The following is a 19,475-nucleotide window of genomic DNA, read 5'->3' as shown; positions in this document are numbered from 1 at the left end:
GCCGGCACAACTGAAGACTGAAACCACCAATCCAACCGGCCAGGTGGTCCAGATTGAACTGCCGTCAGATGGTCCGGATTGGCGTTCCGTTGACAACCGACGCAATTGCGGTGACAGCAGCGAATTTCAATGCGCAAGGCAGTTGAACGGTCCCGTTGCCGCCGCAGTGACCCTTTGGTATGGAACGTTGTAGATTAAGCGGCGGAGGGTGAATCAACTTTGTCTCGCAAGCTGTTGTGTGGGTCGGTTCGGCTGATGATCGTGCGTGTATCGACATCGAACAGCGACATGCCGGTCATAGTGTGGGAGGTCCTCGACTCGGCGGCAGTACCGCAGCAGGAGTTCTGGAGGCCCAACCAAATCGTTTCGTTCGCCGGGAAGTGCGGTGCGCCAGCATTCGTCGTCGGCCCGCGCACTCTCCGGCTCTATGTCCATTGCGAACGTGAGCAGCCTCGAGAAGTGCCGAACTGACCGTCGATCGAGGTGAATCTCGGTGGGATAATTGTTCGACGAATATTCTCAGTGATTCATCTCCGCATTGCCCGGCTTGACGGTACTCGGTCGCGGTCCACCAGCCTTCTCCGAAAGGAGATTGGTGACAGCGTCGCCGATCGTCCCATCGACGTTAACGGCTCGGATCTTCGCGTGGCATGTAGCCCATTAAGCCGCTGGCAAATCTCGATTACGCGGTGAGTCAGTTGCCAGAACATTGGTCCAATACTGCGATGATTCTCGCGAGATCCCGTACCGATCGGTGGCAGAACTCTGGATCCGTCCTCGTCAGGAGGTCGGCGGCTTGTGCTTCGGTTGCCAGTCCGTGGTGCTCTTTCTCTGCCATCACTCGTGAAGGCACGAGCACCCAGTTTCGTCGGGTGGTGTCGAAGAGCCAGTCGATCTCTCGATTGCCGGCGGAGGCGGCTTCGTGCAAGAGTTCGGCAAGGCCAGCTGGTTGAGGTTCGGGAAAGCGCCACACAACAAGTGGTGGAGTGGGAGTGCCGTCATCACCGAGGCCGCCCGCGTGGCGGTACCACTCCAGGTCTCCGTACCGCTTCAATCGAGTGATGAAGTCGCCAGAATTCATTACCCTACCTTCTTGACTGTGGCGCCGGGGTTATCTCCCATAATAGTCTTCCGCCATTGCTCGATAGGGATGGGGTTAGGACTGTGTCTGGGATCGTAGACGTATTCTCCGTCGGTATAGACCTCGTGGTATAGGAATTGTTCACGTTGCCCATATTCTTCGACGGTTACCTCTTGCCCGGGAGCGGGATCCACTCTGAGTATCTCTCCTGCTCCAGCGGCAACCTTCTTCAAGTGTTCTGCGATTTCGGAACAGTCTTCGCCTGGATGGATGCCCTCTCGCAGCATTCTTGCCATCTCGTCGGTGACCGCGCTCGAAGGAGCGCCGGATGTATCACCGCCGCTGGCGGGATTTCCGTCGTCATCGATGTACACCTTCATGGTGATGATGGCGCCGAGTTTGACGGCGATATCGGTGAGGCTGGGGACTTTGTCGAACGCTGTGACCACGAAGGCGGCAGTGCCTGTTGCCGCGGCCGCGGCGCCGATGATCCTGATGAGTTTGCTGATGTCGTAGGTGCTCTTTAGCACTCGGGCGGTGTTGCCGGCGATCGCCAGAACCCCGACGCCCGCGGCGACGTTGCTGAGAGCGGCAGTGATCCAGGAGGCCGCGACACCGATGACGACTGTGGCTCCGGCCGCGATCAGGGCGTTGGTGACCGCTTCTTTGAATTTGTCGCGGACATCGGCGGTGGCTTCGCTGTATTCGCCGACGGGCGCGGCGAGGTCGACGGATGCGGCGGCGAGTTGAGTGGCACCGCTGTTCAAAGTAGTGAGGTGTCCGAGGAGGGCTTCGAGGCCCTTCTTGTCCTGGATGTCGTCGAAGAGGCTGCTGATTGCGGTGATTCTGGCGGGAGCGACGGTGATGGTGGGGTGTTCGGCGAAGGTCTTCCAAGTGGATGCGGCTTTGGCGAGCTTGTCCTTGTTGCCGTTGGGTAGCTTGCTGCCGAACTCGTCCTGGATCTTGCCGACCAGGGCGTCGTAGAAGCCTGGGATGCTGCCGTTGCCTTCGGTGACGCCGTCGCCGTTGCTTCCCACTGAGGTGGGGATCGATACCTTGTGTTCCGACATCGCTGTGGCGGTGGGGCGGTCGGGCATCGGGTTGGACTTGTTGGCCAGTGCCCAGTTGTATCCGGCGGCGTAGAGCATGTTGCCGAAGTTGGTGAGTGCGTCGGCCAGGTTCGTGCAGGTCTGCATCGTTTCCTGGGCGGCGCGGTCGTAGGCTTTACCCCATTGCTCACAGCCCGGCGCGTCACCGGCCATGCCCGCGCACTCACCTTTGACGGCATCGTGGACCGGTTTGTCGGCGGTACGGAGGTCGGTCGCGAGGCTATGGCACTTCTTGGCGGCGTCGTAGTAGGTCTGCCAGTCGATGACCAGTACGCCTATGGTGGGCTACCCCCCGTTGAACATCTTGTAATTGGTATCGACGGCACGGGTATAGCGCGTGTGTGCAGCCTTCGCGGCGTCGCTCATATCCCTGACGCCTTCGACGAATTCGCGTGCGCCGGCGACCCATTGAGTGTGGGCCTCGGCATATGCCCGAGCGGCGACGCTTTCCCAGCCAGTGCCGATCAAGGTGGCGACCCGGTCATCGATTTCATCGAGATGTTCGCCGATGAAGCCGGCGAGCCCTGACAGGCGGGCGACGATCTCTTCGAGGTGGTCGAGATCGACCGAAAATCGTGAGTTCATGGCAGATCCAAGCTCGATGTGTTCAAGGACGCGGCGTTGCTCTCATCACGTGCCCGATAGGTATCGGCGGTGACGCCGAGCTTCTCCGCCATACCCGTCAGGGCGTTTATGATCTGGGAGCCACCATCACGGACATCGGTCCAGCCCGCGGAGAACTCGTTGGCCGCATCCCCGGTCCAGCTGCCATCGGTGAGCGAGGCGACGTCCTTCGCGGCGGAATCCAGCGCACCGCGCAGCGCATCTGCCAACTCGTAGACGTACTTGCCGAGTTCCCGCACCTCATCGGGTACCACAGAGAGATTCGGACCAGAGGCTGGCGTCCCCCCATCACTCATGACGCGAATTCTAGCCGGGTCCTATCGGGGCGCGGGCCTGGACGGGTCACAAGTGTTGTCGCGTCCGAGGTGGTCGACGCCGAGAAGCGGATTCCCGGTCTGGATCAAACTCATTGCCTTGCAGTGGTTCCGACTGTTGCGACAGCCGAGCGTGCCTGGTCCATCTTATTGATGAACTGGTCGAGCACCACTTGAACTTCGGTGTCGTAGCCGGTTTGGTGGACGCGGCGGAAAGGTGGGTGGCGGTGCCTCCGCGGGCGGTCGGCACTGCACTGTCCTGTCTACGCCAGAGCGCTGAGCACATGCCGTATGTAAGAGGAGTTCGGCCGCGGATTCTGCAACCGATATTGATTGCCAATGGGTAGCTGATCGCGAAGACTTGCCCATTGCTGGCTGACCTGTTTCTGGCCTGAGCGGAGAACCTCTGTCGACCGCTGCGCTCATTCGACGAACGACATGTTCATGACTGCGTTCGACGGGCCGGATCCGCTGTGGCGGCATGTCCGAACCAGGGTCCGGTCGCCTCGGACGAACGGTGGGGCGAAAATTTTTCGGCACCTTGAAATATGAACACCTGTTCCGGGGCGTCATCGCCGACGGCGATGCCCTGGATGTGGAGGTCCATCGGTTCCGGGTCACATCCAACACGATCAGGCCGCACCAAGCGATCGACGACCGAGTATCCAGCATGGCCTTCACTGATCGTGATCAGGGGAAAGCGTTCGATAAGCGGCTACTTAACACTGGTGCCAGGACCTGATCCCGGCCAGGATCGGGTCCAGGTACCCGGCGAGAAGCTCTATAAGCGGCTGCCCATCAGCATCATTGGTGTGGCTCTCACATGGCTTGCCTCTCACCGGGTGCCGTGCCGGGAATGGCTGAAGAGGGGTCTGCCCAGCTCGAAGTAGCGGTGCCTTCCCGCACGGACCTCACACGCCGAGACCGGAAGGACACCGCAGGTGGCAGTCATCATCGGAATGGACCCGCACAAACGCTCAGCCACGATCGAGATTATCGACCCCACCGGCAAGATGCTGGCCATGGGCCGATACGGCACAGACAACACCGGCTACACCGAAATGCTCACCGCCGCTCAGCGATACACCGAACGGGTCTGGGCGATCGAGGGCTGCAACGGCATCGGCCGACACATCGCCCACCGCCTGGTCCACGACGGGGAAACCGTGATCGACGTGCCAGCGAAACTCTCAGCCCAGGTGCGAGTGTTCGCCACCGGCAACGGCCGCAAGACCGATCCGGTCGATGCCCATTCGGTGGCGATGGCGGCGTTGCGGGCACCGGATCTGCGCCGTGTCCAGGCGGATTCGGAGTTGATCGCGTTGGGCATGCTGGCCGATCGCCGAGACGAACTCGGCCGGGCTCGCACCGACACCGTCAACCGGCTGCACCGACTGCTGCTGGAACTTTTTCCTGGTGGCGCAAAGAAGTTCCTGACGGCCACCCAAGCCCGAAAGCTGGTGGCGACCGTCAAACCGCGCGACCCGGCCGGCAAGGTCCGGCGCCGCCTGGTCGTGGAGTTGATAGGCGAGCTGGCGACCATCGACCGCAAAATCAAAGCCGCGGACAAAGAACTGCGCCAACTCGTCACCGACCGCGGTTCCACGCTGGCCGATCTGCGCGGCATCGGACCGGCCGGCGCGGCCCGACTGCTGGCGGATGTCGCTGACATCCACCGCTTCCGGGACCGGAATCGGTTCGCGTCCTGGAACGGCACCGCACCGCTAGATGCGTCCTCGGGTCAGCAGCAACGGCATCGGCTCTCGCGCGCCGGAAACCGCAAGATCAACCGCGTCCTACACACGATGGCCATGGTTCAACTGCGCCGTCCCAGCGCCGGGCGCACCTACTACGACCGCCGCAGAGCCGACGGCAAGACCTCGATGGAAGCGATGCGGGCCCTGAAACGACGACTGTCGAACGTCGTCTACACCCGCATGCTCGCCGACCAGCAAAAGCGGGAAAAGGTAAGCCCGGGAGGGCAATCGGGGGCGGCTACTGACTCCAGCGCGACCGGCTCAACCCCGCACACCGGCACTTCGGACAAGCCACAACCCGGACTCACCACCAACCAGAATAACGTCGACCTGCAACCTGCGCCTTGACACGAGAGGGGAGCCATTTGAGGATGTTCGTCGGGCCGTCGCCTTCCTATCGGTTCCCCTGTCGGGGCCGTTCTTGGAGGCTGGTCAAGATAGCATCAGGTCCTCGCACTAGATCAGGACTGGAGATGCCTCGCAACAGACGTCCGCAGGATCGGGAAGAGAAGCGCGCGGAGATCGTGGTGGCTGCTCGGCGGTTGTTCGTCGAGGAGGGATACGACGCGGCGTCGATGGCGCGGATCGCTCGCGACGCCGGAGTGGTGTCGAACACGCTGTACTGGTACTTCCAGGACAAGGACGCGGTATTGATCGCGGTCCTGGACGCGGTCCTGGCCGACTCGATGGCCGCCTACGGCGAACTGCTGGGCTCGGGGCTGGCTGATCGGCTGTTGTGGCTGGTCGAGGAATTGGAGCAACTGGGGCGGTTGGTGAGCACGGTGCACATGCGCGCCGAGAAGTCCGCGTCCATTCAGGAATGGCACGAGCAGTTCCACGCGCTGGCCGAGGGATTGTTCCGGGCGGAGCTGATCGAGCTCGGCGTGCCCGCTGACGAACTGGATCCGCTGGTCGCGATCGGCGTTTTCGTTGTCGAAGGCTTGCTGACGCATCCGACGGAGCAGGCCCAGCGGCGCGCGGTGCTCGAGACGTTGCTCAACAGCGCGCGCAGTCTTGCCGCAGCCGCCGGCTGAGTGCCTGCTCTGCGCACATCCACGAGCCAGGGGCGACCTACTGCGTGCTGCGTGCGGTGTAGTCGAATTGTGTTGCCAGAAAATCGAGTTGGTCACGCACGGCGCGTTCGAAGTGCTCGCCCACGTAGATGCCGAAGTGGTCGCACGGGTAGTTCTGGACGTGCACGTGTGCCAGGCCCCGCGCGCGCCGCTTCGTGGTCTTCGCGGGCGCGGCCGCGTCGTTGTCGCAGACACACAGCAGCGTCGGAGTGCTGAAGCGAGCCAGCGCGCGGCCGGGCCGATCGAGCGGAAGGTGCAGCACCAGCCGTGCGGCCAGGGCGTTGGCGGCATCGAATTCACCGTCCGGGCCGCGCAATACACCCCACATGCTGTCGCGACCGACACCGGTCACGGGTTCTTCCCCACCGTCGATCTCGGTCAGCTCGATGTTCTTCGACACCTGAGCCCGTACCGAGGGCAGCCGTCTCAACAACGCGCTGGTGCGCCGCGAGAGCCGGGTCCCCGCGGGCAGAAGTGCGGAAGCACCGGCGAGGGCGTCGGGTGAGGCCACGAACGCGGGCATCCACGACGTCCCCGCCATCGGCAACAGGATCGGCTTCGCGCCGAACCAGGAACCGACCGTGTCGAGGATGCCCGCCACTGTCAGCGCTACTACGCTCAGCGGGCCGGTCCGGATACGCGAGCGCAACGACGCCGGTCCGTCGGTGAAGGGGCACTGGGCCACGACCGCCGCGATTCGGGTGTCTTCGGAGGCGACCTGAAGGACATGTCCGCCGCCGAAAGAGCTGCCCCACAACGCGATCCGGTCGACATCGACCTCCGATAGTGTGCGTACGAAGGCCAGGGCGGCATGCCAATCGGCGCGTTGCCGACCGATATCGAGGAGCTGGCGCGGTGCTCCGCCGCTGGCCCCGAGGTGACGGTAGTCGAACACCAGCACCGACCACCCCGCGTCGACGAACCGTTCCGCGTAGGCATCCAGGCGCATCTCCCGCACCGCCCCGAGCCCGTGCCCCATGATCACCATCGGGCGCGGGCCGTTCAGGTCAGGCGCGGTGTACAACCATGCCGCGCACTCGTCCTGGCCAGAGGTGAACGAGACCTCACGCCGCCGCACCGCTGCCGACTCGTGCCGATCGGCCGGCCCACTCATTTCCATGACTCGCGTCCTCCCGCTTCACCACCGCTCTTCTTGGACGTCATCCAAGAAGCGGGTCGCGGTTACGGTAAAGGCTTCTTGAACATCAGTCAAGAAGCCGCCGGGGTCACGGATCCGAGTTGGCGGCAACCCGAACCTCCAATCGCGCTGTACCGGCACTACCGAGCGCCTTCAGGTCATCTCCCCAGCTGCGGCATCAACCATGTGACCAGTCTTTGTCGCGCCGCACCCCCTGTGAATGAGGGAAGGTGGGCCCGCGCGGGCATACGATCCTCCAGCAGGTCCTGACGAGCAGCAACGTGCGATGGGAGTCGCCGGTGGCATCGGAGATGGATGACGCGACCCCTGTCGGGCAGCGTGACGGGTGGTCCATCCCGCGCGGATTGATCGTGCTGATGGCCGCCGCCGGGGCGGTGGTGTCGATCGCCGGGATCAAGGTGTTCGCGGGCATAGTCGGTCCGGTCTTCCTCGCTCTCATGCTCACCGTCGCGGTGCAACCGATCCACGCCTGGGCGCGGCGGCGCGGACTGCCGGCGTGGGTCGGCATGGCGCTGGCGCTGGCGGCGGTCTATGCCATCGTGGTGGGGCTGCTGGGCGTGCTGGTGGTGTCGGTCGCGCAACTGGCCACGGAATTGCCCGGTTATGCCGAGGAATTCGATGATCTGCTCGGCGGGGTGCGCGCATCGCTCGCCGACGCCGGTGTGGGCGGCGACCAGATCCGCGACCTGCTCAGTGGCGTCGACCTACGCCGGCTGACCACGGTGCTGCACTCCGCCCTCACCGGACTGGCCGGCGTGCTGTCCGACCTCGTCTTCGTCATCGTGCTGCTGCTGTTCATGGCCTTCGACGCCACATCGATGGGACGTCGGGTCGAGATCGTCACCGAAGTGCGTCCCGATATCGCGTTCGCGCTGGAGACCTTCGCCACGGGAACCCGCCGCTACCTGATCGTGTCCACGGTGTTCGGATTCATCGTCGCGGTATTCGACGGGCTTGCGCTGTGGTGGCTGGGTGTCCCGCTGCCACTGCTGTGGGCGGTGTTGTCGTTCATCACCAACTTCATCCCCAACGTCGGTTTCGTCGTCGGTCTGGTTCCGCCCGCGCTGCTGGCGCTGCTCGAAGGCGGTCCGACGCTGATGATCTGGGTGATCGTGGTCTACAGCGTGATCAACTTCGTCATCCAGTCGTTGATCCAGCCCAAGTACGTCGGCGACGCGGTCGGCCTCAGCGTGACGGTGACCTTCTTGGCGCTAATCTTCTGGACCTGGGTGCTGGGCGCACTCGGCGCATTGCTCGCCATCCCGCTCACCCTGCTGCTCAAAGCGGTACTGCTCGACATCGATCCCGCCACCCGCTGGGTCAGCGCCTTGATCAGCAGCGCACCGGCGAATCCGGGCGACGATGCCCATCATGAACGAGCCGACGCCGACGGAAGGGCTGGACGCTGAATATCTACCAGCGGCTGGATCCGATCGACCGGGGCGAGGCGGTGGCGATGCTCGATTCGGGCGACACCGCGGCTGCCTGGTTGTCGGCGTAGCAGCAGCCGCGACCACCGACGCTCGAGCTCGGCAGATGGTGACCAGGCTCACGATTATCTCTCGGTGGACGTGCGTGTACCTGTTGAACAGCGGTTTCCGGCGCGAGGACGGGAGGATCGACCGGAAAAGAAGGTGATTTGTGTCGGTGCCGACCGGAATACTGACCCGCGCCCGATGAGTTCGTGCATTCGACACCGTCTCAATCGTTGTGGCGCCGGGACGCGATCCGGTGACTCGGCAACGGGCCACATGTTCCTGTCAGCGACCCTTCCTCCGGAGGTATCCGATGTCCGTCGACTTATCCGCTCCCGCCTCGGGAGGGCGGACACCGACCGTCATCCGGGTGCTGGTGCTCGCCACTTTCGTGGTGATCCTGAACGAGACCATCATGATCAACGCGATTCCGCGGTTGATGGAGGACCTCGCGATCACCGACCGGGCCGCGCAATGGGTGTCGACGGCGTTCATGCTGACGATGGCGGCGGTCATCCCGACCACCGGCTGGTTCCTGCAGCGCGTGTCGACCCGGCAGGCGTATGCCGCGGCGATGGCCGTCTTCCTGGCGGGTACCGCGCTGTCGGCGGTCGCGCCGTCGTTCGCGGTGCTGCTGCTCGGCCGGGTCGTCCAAGCCTTCGGCACCGCGGTGATGATGCCATTGCTGATGACCACACTGATGACGGTGGTGGCCGAGCACGACCGCGGCAGGGTGATGGGCAATGTCACGCTGGCCATCTCGGTGGCGCCCGCGATGGGACCGGTGATCTCCGGGGCTGTACTGCAAATCGGTTCGTGGCGCTGGCTTTTCGTACTTGTGCTGCCGATCGCCGGTGTGATCGCCTGGCTGGGGCTGCGTCAGCTGGAGAACGTGGGTGAACCGCAGGCCGGGCAGATCGACTCGGCCAGCGTGGCTCTGGCCGCGCTCGGGTTCGGCGGACTGGTGTTCGGGCTCAGCCGCTTCGAGAGCGACAACCTGGCCGGTCCGGCGCTGATCGTCGCCGCGGGCTCCGCGCTGATCGCCGGGTTCGTGTGGCGTCAGTTGCGCCTGCAGCGCACCGGCACTCCGCTGCTGGATCTGCGGGTCCTGCTGTCCGGCACCTACGCCAAGGCGCTGATCCTGATGTCGGTGGCGTTCATGGCGATGCTCGGGTCGATGATCCTGCTGCCGCTGTACCTGCAGAATCTGCGTGGCCTGAGCCCCTTGGCCACCGGCTTGCTGGTGATGCCGGGCGGGCTGGCGATGGGCCTGCTCGGTCCGACCGTCGGTCGCCTGTTCGACCGGTTCGGCGGACGCTCGCTGGTGATTCCGGGGTCGATCGGCATCGCCGCATCGCTGGCCGGGTTCACCCAGATCTCGATGACCATGCCGTACTGGCAACTGCTTGGCCTGCACATCCTGCTGATGGTGTCGCTGGCGGCGGCGTTCACCCCGGTGTTCACGCTCGGTCTCGGTGCGCTGCCGCAGCATCTGTACTCGCACGGCAGCTCCATGCTGGGCACCTTGCAGCAGGTCGCCGCGGCGTTCGGCACCGCCTTGGTGGTGACGGTGATGTCGGCCCGCGCCACCTCGCTCGCCGCCGAGGGCACCGACCTCGTCACCGCGCACCTCGACGGGATGCGCCTGGCCTTCCTCGTCTCGGCGGCGCTGGCGCTGGTCGTGATCGTCATGGCGGTGCTCTTGCCGAGCCGGGCGGCGGCTCCGGAACAAGCGGTCGAGTCCGAGGCTGCGACGCCGCAACTGACCAAGCACTGAACGAATAGCACCACGGGAAGCCCCTGGCCGCATCGACGGCCAGGGGCTTCGCCGTATCCCGGCGGGGTTGCCCGTTGCCATCTGGAACGGCAACAGGCAACCCCTGTTCCCTGCGGAGTGCCCACCCGATGCTGGAGCCGTAGTTCGTGGCCGAAGATCTCACCGCGCCGACGTTTGCGGCAACGAGGAAGGAATACGCCGACCGACACGAATATCGACACGCGGCGTCGCTGTGCACGCGTGGTTCCAGTCGGGCGAGAACCCGACTATATGGGGAAATAAACCAACCAGAATCTTCCACCACCGGCTTGTCGGATGCGCTCGGTCGGATATATGACCGAACGTTTGCTGTTCAGGTCCCGCGCAGCTCGGGGCGAGTGCAGACTGTTTTTCGCAAAACCGTGGTGTTTCGGTCGGAGGCAGATCTGTGACCGCGAGACATCCGGCACGGATGTACTCGAGGGGGACGAACTGGCCGGTTCAATCCACGTCTTTCCATCCCGCCCTACGTGCACGCGGCGCTGCGCGGATAAATCGTCCTCCAGGAGTGTTCACCGGGGCAGGACCGCACCCGTGCGCTGTTGGCATCGGCACCTGGCCTCCGATTAATCGCAACATCAAAGGATTACAAAGGATTAGTTCATGAGTATCGCGTTCGACCATAGGGATGACCAGCTGCCCGTCGCGTTGGAGCGGGAGCGTCCGGCGCTGAGCAGCCGGGAGATCGAAGTGCTCCTGGCGTGGATCGCGTCGGACTCGAAAGTGGAAGTCGGGCGGCGTCTGTACATCTCGCTGGGGACGGTCAACACCCACTTGGCACGGATCAGGGACAAGTACGCCGCGGTCGGCCGCCCCGCGCCGACGAAAGCCGCTCTGGTCGCCCGCGCATTGCAGGACGCGCTCATCGACATCGATGACCTCTGACCGAAGCGCGGGCGCGGATCACCCGAACTGAATGTCTGGGGTGCGCAGGACAGTTCAGGAAACGGCGGCATTGCGGCGGAAGCCGAAGAGTGAGGGGCCGCCGTAGAGGCACCACACGGCGATGACGGGGTCGCAGATCGCGCATCCCAGGGATGAGTCGTGCGCGAACGGGATGATGGGAGTGCCTTTGAAGTGGTGCAACAGATCCCATGCGGTGTGCAGGAGCCAGGCTGTGCCGATGTAGGTCCAGGACTCCAGTCCGCGGTAGGCGCAGTAGGTCACGACGGCCGTGAATACGAATTCCCAGCCGCCTGCTCCACCGCCGCTGAGATATGCCGCCCCGGCACCGGCGACCATGACGGCATTGAAGCGGCGACGATGGGGTTCCGGGATCGCCGACATCACCACCGCGTACAGAATGCCGATCAGCACCGGCGCGACATAATTCATGGTGGCTGAACTCCTTGCGGTCGGACTCCTTCGCGAACCGAATTTATCGAGGCGCGCGAGCCCTTCCCAGAGGCATTTACGCCACGTCTCACCGGAAATCTGCCACCGGGAACGTAGTTGGCGCGGCCCGTCCGCGGCGGCGTCAGACCGATCGGGGGTGGTCGGCGTCACACGACGATTGACGTCGCCGGAGTCGGGTATGCGGCGGATGTCAGCCGACTAGGAATTGGGAGGTATGTGATGCCGGAGCATCAGAGCGGACCCCGGGAAGCTGTCGAGGGTGTCGTGGAAGACATCAAGGGGAAGGCGAAGGAAGCCGCTGGCGTCGTCACCGGTGACGAGGACCTGAAGAAAGAGGGTCGCGCGCAGCAGGACAAGGCCGAATCCCAGCGGGACGCGGCGCAGAAGGAAGCCGAGGCCGAAAAGGCCCGTGCTGAAGCGGATCTCGACGAGGCGCGTCAGAACGCCTACGAGAGCGGCAAGGACGTCTAGTCCTCCGCGCGAGATCCGATGCGGCAGTACAGCGGAACGATCCGCTCCCGGTCGGCGGTGGACTACCGCCGACCGGGCCGCCCTCAACAGTTGGTCGGTGCGGGCACGCCGCGGAAGCGTGCGTCCAGCCAATCGATGGCGGGCGGTATGCCGAGCACCGCGGTGGACAGGTGGTCCGGGCTGAGGAATTTCTCGTAGAGGACGCGCGCGCCCGCGTCGCAGTATCGCCGGAGCGTGGCATCGATCGACTCCACCGGAATGAGGGCGTCGATCTCGGCGCGCCATTGGTAGACCGGAACGGCCGGGACGCCTTCGTAGTGTTCCAGGCTGTTCTCCTCGAGCACGCCCCGTGCGCGCTTGTCGTCGGCCAGCGAATTCGAGGCCGCGACGTCCACGATTCCCCGGCCCGCGCCGGCCAGCAGGATCTCGTTGGTGCAACTGTCGGCGATCCGGTTGCGGACCGACAGCCCTTCCGAGTTCAGCTGTTCACTCACCGGCAGTCGCGCCGGGTATTCCCGCTCCAGCCCGAGAGCGGCGGCGAAGGCGAGACCGAAGGCCGCGTGCGGCGCGTAGCCGAGGCCTTCGATCATTTTGACCAGATTCATCGGCACCCCGCCCGCGGCGACGCCGACGAGCGGCAGTTCCGGCGCGTAGGTCGGCGCGAGCGCGGCCGCCCATGCGCTCGCCATCCCCCCGCCGGAGTACCCGAGCATGGCGATCGGGCTGTCCGCCAATCCCAATTCCGCGACCCGCCGGGCCGCCCGGAGTCCGTCCAGCGTGATCATGCCGCCGAGTTTCGCGGCCCCGTAGGCGCTGGTCGGCCCCAGGTGGTCGGGCAGAGCGACCGACCAGCCGCGCAGCAGCAAGGCGTTGAGCGCAGGCGCTTCGCGCACTGCCAGGTTGGGGTCGCTGGTGTAGAGCACACGGGAGACCGCGCACTGGGTGCCGAGTGCGTTGATGATGTGCTGATAGGACAGCAGCGGCCCACCGGGGGCGGGATCGGGCGGAGTCAGCACGGTGGTGGTGGCCGCGATCGGCTCACCCGCGGAGTTGGTCGAGCGGAACTTGATCATCGTGACCGTCGAGCCGGGGAACGTCGGCAGCGCCGGCATCGGCCGTACGGCGAGGACGTCGCCGGGCGCGGCGCGGTCCAGATCGGCCGGAGTGGCGTAGAACGGATCCGGATCCGGCGCGGGATAGATGGGCTGCGCCGCGGCTTGCGGTGTGATCACACAAAGCGCGGCCGCGGCGGTGGCGATGACCAATCGAAGCATGTCCTTCGTCGACTCCCATTCCTCACGACGTGCTGGTGCGTAAAGCTGGTGTGCTGAAGTCGAATGCATCCCGGATGCCGGTCGCCGGCGACCGATGCCCGGACCTGCACACTGTAGGGGACGATCGGAAAAAGCCGAGGTAGCCGCGCCGCTCGGGGACGGCCGGGCGCAGCGCTCACCGGTCGGTTACCGTGGCCCGGTGCTTCTGCTGGTCGTCGGCGTAGTCCTGCTCGGTGTGTTCGCGGTGCGATTCGGCACGGACCGAAGGCGGCTCGGCCACGGGGTGTTGCTGCTTCTGGGGACGGGGTTCGTCGGCGCATGGGCGGTCGGCCGAATCGTCGACGGCGACCTGCCGGTGGTGCTCGCACCGTTGGTGGTACTGCTGTCACCGCTGCTGGTGCTGGTACTCGCCGGGTTGTCGATCGCCAACGGCGCGCAGTTGGTGCGCCGCGAGGGCTGGCATGTCCCGAATCTGCTGCCGCTGGGGCTCGGCATCGCGTTGCTGGTGCCGTACGTGGTGCTGGGCCTGGCTCTCCTCACCGGAAACCGCTGGTTCGCAGTGCTTTTGGCATCGCTGACGATGGCGATCAGCTACGTCGGCTTCTTGTTCACCGCGTTCCTGCTGTATTCGCTCTGCTACGGCCTGTTGCCCTACCGGCCCGGGATGGACGCGATCGTCGTGCACGGAGCCGGACTGGTCGACGGGGAAGTGCCGCCGCTGCTGGCCGCGCGCTTGGACCGGGCGATCGAGGTCTACCGCGGTGAGACGGCCGAGGGGCGTGCTCCGTTGCTCATCGCCAGTGGCGGCAAGGGAGCCGACGAGGAGGTCTCCGAGGCCTCGGCGATGGCCGATTACCTCATCGGCCGCGGCGTGCCGGAAAACCGTGTGGTGCTGGAGGACCGGTCGGGATCCACCGAGGAGAATCTGCTGTTCACCAAGCGGTTGCTCGGCGAGCGCGGCCCGGCCACGCGCATGGTGCTGGTGACGAGTAATTTCCACGCGCTGCGCACGGCGATCCTGGCGCGCCGCCTCCACCTCGACGCCGAGGTGACGGGCGCCCGGACCGCCTTCTACTACCTGCCCAGCGCGTTCCTGCGCGAATTCGCCGCGCTGCTGGTGGCCTACAAATGGACCAATATCGTGGTGGGCGTCGCGCTGGTGTCGCTGCCGCCGCTGGCTCTGCTGGCCGCCCGCGGCTGAGTCAGCCGAAGCTCTTGTGCGGCACGCCCACGGTCAGACCGCCGTCGATGACGAACTCGGCTCCGGTGGTGTAGGACGATTCGTCGCAGGCCAGGAAGGTCACCAGGGCGGACACCTCGGCCGGGTCGGCGGCGCGGCCGAGCGGAATTTGCAGGAAGTCCTCCGGGATGTTCTCCGTCATCGGGGTGCGGATCAGGCCGGGATGCACGGAATTCACCCGGATCTTGTACTGCGCCAGTTCGAGCGCGGTGGATTTGGTGAGGCCGCGCACGGCGAACTTGGTGGCCGTGTAGCCATGCAGCCCCGGGCTGCCGCGCATGCCCTCGACGGAGGAGATGTTGATGATCGAGCCGCCGCCCGCCTCGATCATCGCGGGCGTGGCCGCCTGCATGCCGAGGAAGGTGCCGGTGAGGTTGATGTCGATGATCCGCTGCCATTCGGCCAGCTCGAACGCGACGAGCAGATTGCCGTTCACGATGCCCGCGTTGTTCACCAGGACGTTCAGCGAGCCGAACCGCTGCACCGCCGCATCGACGGCTTTGCGCCAGTCCTCCGGCTCGCGCACGTCGAGGTGCGCGTAGGCGGCGTTGTCGCCGAGTTCGGCGGCGACCGCGGCGCCCTCGTCGTCGAGCACGTCGCCCAGCACCACGCGGGCGTCCTCGGCGACCAGGGCCCTGGCGTGTGCCGCGCCCATTCCGCGCGCTCCGCCGCTGATCAACGCCACCTTGCCGGTCAACCGCCCCATGCGGGGTACCTCCGTCTCTAGAACACTTGTGAAACACGTTACAGAAACTCGCCCTGCGGGGCGCGTCCCGCGACAGTAACCCGGGTGGATGGCCAGTGGACGGGCGTCCGGGTGTGCCGTCGCGCGGGCGCGCGCCGCGGCCTTCATGCTCGCTGGTGTCGAGTTCGGGCGGTCCTTCAGGGGACGTCGAGGCCGGACGGGCTCGGGTTCGGCCGGGCAGTGCGGCCGGACGGCCGCCGGTCGCTCCGCACCGGATCACATATGGACCCAGGCCAGGTGAATGTCGAATTCACCTCTGTGTAGGTCGACGCTCGCGGTCTCCGTCGAACCGTCGGGTGGGCGTCGCGCGTTGCGATCGGCCGATCTCCACCGCCGCCCCGGTCGATGTGGCCCGCGATGTTTCCGCGTCGGTTGCGCGACGCACTGGGATCGCCGCACGGTGGGGCGCATAGACGTGGTGCAGTCCTCGCGCTTCGCCGGGGAAACCCGGCAGCCCGGAGGCGCCGGTGTGCCATGATCGTATAGAACGTGTTCTAAAAGTTCGTGCGGTGCGACCCAGGGAGGTGCGTCATGACGAACTCCGGCCGAAGCGTGACGCGGTTGGGCGGACGTTTCCGGGTGCCGGACATCGGCGAGGTGCCCGATGGACGCCTGATCGATCTGGCGGGCCGGGGCCGGACCTACGTCGTCGACATCCCGGGGCCGAAGGACGCGCCGACGCTGGTTCTCCTGCATGCCACCGCATGCACCGCGTACCTCACCTGGTTCCCCTCGCTGGCGGCGCTGGCGCGGCGATACCGGGTGGTCCTGTTCGGTCAGCGGTGGCACGGGCGCGGCATCCGCTCCGAGCGGTTCGATCTGCAGGACTGCGCCGACGACGTCGCGGCCGTGCTCGACGCGCTGAGCATCGACCGCGCCGTCTGCGTCGGGTTCTCCCTTGGCGGAATCGTGAGCCTGCTGGCCGGCCGCCGCCATCCGGATCGGGTGAGCGGGCTGGTGCTGTGCGCGACGCCCTATCGATTCCGCAAGAAGTGGCGCGAGCACGCTTTTCACCGAACATTCGGCGCCTTCGCGGCCGCAGTGGGGCCGTATTCCTACCGCCGTGCCGAGAAGCTGGCGGGCCGCCTGCCCGAGCTTCCGGTGCTCACCTGGGCGCCGGGGCGGTTGGATCGGTGGGCGTTCGGCGAGTTCCGCAGCACCAGCGGGTGGGCGCTCACCCAAATCCTGGCCGTGGTCGGGCGGTTCGACGCGACCGCGTGGCTGCACAGCCTGACGATGCCGACGGCCGTGGTCGTCACCACGCGGGACCGGGCGATTCCGGTCTATCGGCAGGTGGAGATGGCGGGCATGATCCCGGGGGCGAGCGTGCACCGTGTCGCGGCCGGGCACGCCTGTTGCGTACTCGGGGCCGACCGTTTCGTGCCGGTGTTGCTCGAAGCTTGCGAGTCCGTCGCCGCGCGGATCTGAATCGGCGCCCTGTCCGGCGGCGGTGGCGGACAGGGAACCGGCGCTCAGCCCGATTTCCGCGCCGCGGAAAGCAATTCGGTGACCACACCGGGAACGGCGTCGGCGAGCGCCGCGATGTCGGGCACGAGTTCCTTGCAGGCGATGAAGCCGAAGTTCAGTTTGTCGTTGTTCGACAGCACGGTCACCGACAGGCCCGCACCGTGGAACACCGGGCCGAACGGGTACATCCCGTCCACCCGGATGCCGAGGAAGTACAGCGGCATGGGCGGCCCGGGCACGTTGGACACCACCAGGTTGTGCACCACGGGGTGCTTCTCCGCCAGCTTGAGCGACGAGTACATCCGGGCCGCGAGCCGGAAGGTGTTCGGCGGCGCGTATTGCGACCAGTCCTGCAGGAAGTCCGCGCCGATCACTTCGTGTTCTTCCTTGGCCCCGCGATTGGCCTCGGCGACCTCCCGCAGGCGTTGCACCGGGTCGGCGATGTCGGTGCCGAGCCGCGCGAACAGCGCGGAGACCTTGTTGATGCCCGCGGTGTGCCTGGTCGATTCGTGCACCGAGACGGGCACGGACGCGATGAGCGACCGGTCCGGCAATTCGTCGCGCCCCGCCAGATAATCGCGCAGCGCACCCGCGGCGACGGTCAGCACCACGTCGTTCACCTTGACGCCGAACGCGGAGCGGATCTCCTTGATGGCGTCTAGTTCCACTTGGGTGAACGCGACGGTGCGGTGCGGGGTAATGGCGAGATTGAAAGGCGTGCGGGGAGCGGAGAAGGGTACTGCCATGCCCGTCTTGTTCTCGCGACGACGCTGCGCGAAGCCGGCGACCACACCGACGGTTTTCGGCAGCATGCCGACGATGCCCGCCCGGGCGGGGAACTTCACCACCGCTTCGGCCAGCAGTTGCCAGTCGTTCGGTTTCGGCTCGGGGCGCCACTGCTGTTCGGGCACCTCCTTGGTGATGCCGGGCTCCGGATCGCACAAGTGCATCATGAGGTTGGCGCCGGTGATGCCGTCCACCGCGGCGTGGTGGTATTTGCAGATCACCGCGACCTTCCCGTCGTCGAGGCCCTCCACGACGGACATCTCCCACAGCGGGCGATCGCGATCCATGGGACGGCTGGCGATGTCGCCGAGCAGTTCGGCGAGTTCGCGGCGCCCGGCCGGCGCCGCGATGGCGATCCGGCGCACGTGGTAGTCGAGGTCGAAGTCGGCGTCCTCCACCCAGACGGGATGGTCGAGATTCAACGGCACCTCGTATACCCGGCGGCGCATCTGCGGGATCAGCGGAATCCGCCGGGACAGTTCGGCTTTGAATCCCTCGAACGAGTAGTCACCCGGCGACGGGTCGAGGATCAGCAGCGCGCAGACGTGCAGATGCTGGGTCCCGGTTTCCAAGTAGAGAAAGCTGGCATCCAATCCGGTCAAACGTTCCATAGCGAAAGCCTACTAGAACGCGTTCTAGTTTCGTGCCGGAAGCGACGGGTGTGACGACTGTCGCGAATTCGTGTCACCGTACAGCGCTGTCGGTCATTTTGTGTGTTACTCAAGGTTCTATATATGTGTATGATCCTTACTACGGATATGTAGGAATCGCGCGACGGTTGCGGGCGCGTGCCGATCGAGGAGTATCGATGAAGCTACTTCGCAGGGCCGGGCGACGGCCCGACACCGACCCGGGCGCCGTGGCGCTGCACGCCCGCAACGTGCGCTTCGACTGGTCGGACACACCGCTGCGCTGGATGCCCGCCGAGCCCATCGCCTCGCATCTGATCAACTCGCTGAATCTGCTGTTGCCCGAGGGCGAGCGCATGTTCTGCGCGGCGTACGCGGAGGCGCTGCCGTACGTGCGGGACGAGAAGCTGCGCGAGGCGATGCTCGGGTTCATCGGCCAGGAATCGATGCACGCCGAGACCCACGACAAGGTGCTGCACGACGTGCTCGCCGTGCACGGCATCGACCCCGGGCCCTACCTGCGCCAGGCCGAGTACCTGTTCCGCCGCACGCTCGGGCCGAGAGACGGCACCGGCGTGGCCGAACGACAGGTGCTGGTCGAGCGGCTGGCCTTCATCGCCTGCCTGGAACACTTCTTCGCCTATCTGGGCGATTGGGTGCTCAATGCCGATCTCGAGCGGTTCGGCGCCGATCCCCGCATGGCGGACCTGTTCCGCTGGCACGGGGCGGAGGAAGTCGAGCACCGGCACGTCGCACACGATGTGGCCGTCTACTTCGGCGCCGGGTACATGCGGCGCGCCGGACTGATGCTGCTGGTGTTCCCCATTTTCCTGACCTTGGTGGTGCGCGGCACCAAGTTCCTCGTCCACCAGGACCGGGACCTGCCCGACCTCGGCTACCCCCGTCTGCTCGCGAAAGTCTCCGGCGCGATGTGGCGCGGCGCGTTGCCCGGCGTTGCATCGCTGTTGTGGAGTGCGCTGAGCACCTTCGAACCCGGCTACAACCCCGAGACGGTGGGTTGCACCGCGCAGGCGGTGGCCTATCTGGCGAAATCCCCGGCGGCGCAGGCACGGGCCTCGTGAAGGCGCCCGTTCCCGAG

The 19,475-nt window shown here is 65.7% G+C and carries 20 protein-coding genes; 11 read left to right on the top strand and 9 right to left on the bottom strand.

All coding sequences use genetic code 11. The features are described 5' to 3' along the window. Positions 1 to 193 (top strand): hypothetical protein (locus tag ACWEKR_RS16265; RefSeq protein WP_452355126.1); only part of this gene is annotated, 193 nt, incomplete at its 5' end. A 501-nt stretch (positions 194 to 694) separates the two neighbouring features. On the opposite strand, the gene ACWEKR_RS16260 is transcribed toward ACWEKR_RS16265, so the two are convergent. From ACWEKR_RS16260 to ACWEKR_RS16245, 4 genes are all read right to left on the bottom strand, one after another. After that, a complete protein-coding gene (locus ACWEKR_RS16260) occupies positions 695 to 1,081 on the bottom strand; it encodes a hypothetical protein (RefSeq protein WP_452355125.1) in 387 nt (128 codons plus the stop codon). Continuing rightward, positions 1,081 to 2,343: a hypothetical protein gene (locus tag ACWEKR_RS16255; protein ID WP_452355124.1), complete on the bottom strand. Its 1,263-nt coding sequence runs from the start codon at positions 2,341 to 2,343 to the stop codon at positions 1,081 to 1,083. The genes ACWEKR_RS16260 and ACWEKR_RS16255 overlap by 1 nt, the downstream gene beginning before the upstream one ends. 132 nt (positions 2,344 to 2,475) lie before the next feature. Then, entirely contained in the window at positions 2,476 to 2,775 is a 300-nt protein-coding gene (locus ACWEKR_RS16250; RefSeq protein ID WP_452355123.1) for a WXG100 family type VII secretion target, read from the bottom strand. After that, a complete protein-coding gene (locus ACWEKR_RS16245; RefSeq protein WP_452355122.1) occupies positions 2,772 to 3,110 on the bottom strand; it encodes a WXG100 family type VII secretion target in 339 nt (112 codons plus the stop codon). Before ACWEKR_RS16245 ends, ACWEKR_RS16250 begins: the two co-directional genes overlap by 4 nt. Before the next feature lie 499 nt (positions 3,111 to 3,609). On the opposite strand from ACWEKR_RS16245, the gene ACWEKR_RS16240 reads away from it, so the two are divergent. The 3 genes from ACWEKR_RS16240 (at position 3,610) to ACWEKR_RS16230 (ending at position 5,919) form a co-directional block, all read left to right on the top strand. After that, positions 3,610 to 3,870 (top strand): hypothetical protein, encoded by a 261-nt coding sequence (locus ACWEKR_RS16240; protein WP_452355121.1) that lies wholly within the window; start codon positions 3,610 to 3,612, stop codon positions 3,868 to 3,870. Between the two features lie 217 nt (positions 3,871 to 4,087). Beyond that, a complete protein-coding gene (locus ACWEKR_RS16235; RefSeq protein WP_452355143.1) occupies positions 4,088 to 5,233 on the top strand; it encodes an IS110 family transposase in 1,146 nt (381 codons plus the stop codon). A gap of 125 nt (positions 5,234 to 5,358) precedes the next feature. Continuing rightward, complete coding sequence (locus ACWEKR_RS16230) at positions 5,359 to 5,919, top strand: TetR/AcrR family transcriptional regulator (RefSeq protein ID WP_452355120.1); 561 nt, start codon at positions 5,359 to 5,361, stop codon at positions 5,917 to 5,919. A gap of 37 nt (positions 5,920 to 5,956) precedes the next feature. On the opposite strand, the gene ACWEKR_RS16225 is transcribed toward ACWEKR_RS16230, so the two are convergent. Then, the gene (locus tag ACWEKR_RS16225) at positions 5,957 to 7,078 is read right to left on the bottom strand and encodes an alpha/beta hydrolase (protein ID WP_452355119.1); all 1,122 of its coding nucleotides are present in this window, start codon (positions 7,076 to 7,078) and stop codon (positions 5,957 to 5,959) included. A gap of 329 nt (positions 7,079 to 7,407) precedes the next feature. On the opposite strand from ACWEKR_RS16225, the gene ACWEKR_RS16220 reads away from it, so the two are divergent. From ACWEKR_RS16220 to ACWEKR_RS16210, 3 genes are all read left to right on the top strand, one after another. Further along, positions 7,408 to 8,526: an AI-2E family transporter gene (locus ACWEKR_RS16220; RefSeq protein WP_452355142.1), complete on the top strand. Its 1,119-nt coding sequence runs from the start codon at positions 7,408 to 7,410 to the stop codon at positions 8,524 to 8,526. Between the two features lie 379 nt (positions 8,527 to 8,905). Continuing rightward, positions 8,906 to 10,369, top strand: coding sequence for an MDR family MFS transporter (locus ACWEKR_RS16215; RefSeq protein ID WP_159850223.1), 1,464 nt, complete (start codon positions 8,906 to 8,908; stop codon positions 10,367 to 10,369). Between the two features lie 642 nt (positions 10,370 to 11,011). Further along, a complete protein-coding gene (locus tag ACWEKR_RS16210) occupies positions 11,012 to 11,293 on the top strand; it encodes a helix-turn-helix transcriptional regulator (RefSeq protein ID WP_159850221.1) in 282 nt (93 codons plus the stop codon). A 54-nt stretch (positions 11,294 to 11,347) separates the two neighbouring features. On the opposite strand, the gene ACWEKR_RS16205 is transcribed toward ACWEKR_RS16210, so the two are convergent. Then, on the bottom strand, positions 11,348 to 11,914 hold the full coding sequence (locus ACWEKR_RS16205; protein WP_452355118.1) for a DUF6010 family protein: 567 nt from the start codon (positions 11,912 to 11,914) through the stop codon (positions 11,348 to 11,350). Between the two features lie 69 nt (positions 11,915 to 11,983). Between ACWEKR_RS16205 and mbp1 the strand changes: the two genes are divergently transcribed. Further along, positions 11,984 to 12,235 (top strand): microaggregate-binding protein 1, encoded by a 252-nt coding sequence (mbp1, locus tag ACWEKR_RS16200; protein ID WP_195086934.1) that lies wholly within the window; start codon positions 11,984 to 11,986, stop codon positions 12,233 to 12,235. Positions 12,236 to 12,318: 83 nt separating this feature from the next. Here mbp1 and ACWEKR_RS16195 read toward each other — a convergent pair whose 3' ends face one another. Beyond that, complete coding sequence (locus ACWEKR_RS16195) at positions 12,319 to 13,509, bottom strand: lipase family protein (protein ID WP_452355117.1); 1,191 nt, start codon at positions 13,507 to 13,509, stop codon at positions 12,319 to 12,321. 199 nt (positions 13,510 to 13,708) lie between these two features. Between ACWEKR_RS16195 and ACWEKR_RS16190 the strand changes: the two genes are divergently transcribed. Further along, on the top strand, positions 13,709 to 14,710 hold the full coding sequence (locus ACWEKR_RS16190) for a YdcF family protein (protein WP_452355116.1): 1,002 nt from the start codon (positions 13,709 to 13,711) through the stop codon (positions 14,708 to 14,710). A 1-nt stretch (position 14,711) separates the two neighbouring features. Here the strand turns inward: ACWEKR_RS16190 and ACWEKR_RS16185 are convergent, their stop codons facing one another. After that, positions 14,712 to 15,455, bottom strand: a complete 744-nt coding sequence (locus tag ACWEKR_RS16185; RefSeq protein WP_195086928.1) for a glucose 1-dehydrogenase — start codon at positions 15,453 to 15,455, stop codon at positions 14,712 to 14,714. 570 nt (positions 15,456 to 16,025) lie between these two features. Here ACWEKR_RS16185 and ACWEKR_RS16180 point away from each other — a divergent pair. Beyond that, entirely contained in the window at positions 16,026 to 16,922 is an 897-nt protein-coding gene (locus ACWEKR_RS16180; RefSeq protein ID WP_452355115.1) for an alpha/beta fold hydrolase, read from the top strand. 44 nt (positions 16,923 to 16,966) lie between these two features. Here ACWEKR_RS16180 and ACWEKR_RS16175 read toward each other — a convergent pair whose 3' ends face one another. Continuing rightward, entirely contained in the window at positions 16,967 to 18,358 is a 1,392-nt protein-coding gene (locus tag ACWEKR_RS16175) for a WS/DGAT/MGAT family O-acyltransferase (protein ID WP_452355114.1), read from the bottom strand. Positions 18,359 to 18,555: 197 nt separating this feature from the next. Here ACWEKR_RS16175 and ACWEKR_RS16170 point away from each other — a divergent pair, with 197 nt between their 5' ends. Further along, positions 18,556 to 19,458: a metal-dependent hydrolase gene (locus ACWEKR_RS16170; RefSeq protein WP_452355113.1), complete on the top strand. Its 903-nt coding sequence runs from the start codon at positions 18,556 to 18,558 to the stop codon at positions 19,456 to 19,458. The last annotated feature ends 17 nt before the right edge of the window (positions 19,459 to 19,475 follow it).

The sequence above is a fragment of the Nocardia sp. NPDC004573 genome, from assembly GCF_053602135.1.
The sequence above is the reverse complement of the archived record's forward strand: the minus strand, read 5'-3'. Positions and strand labels throughout refer to the sequence as shown.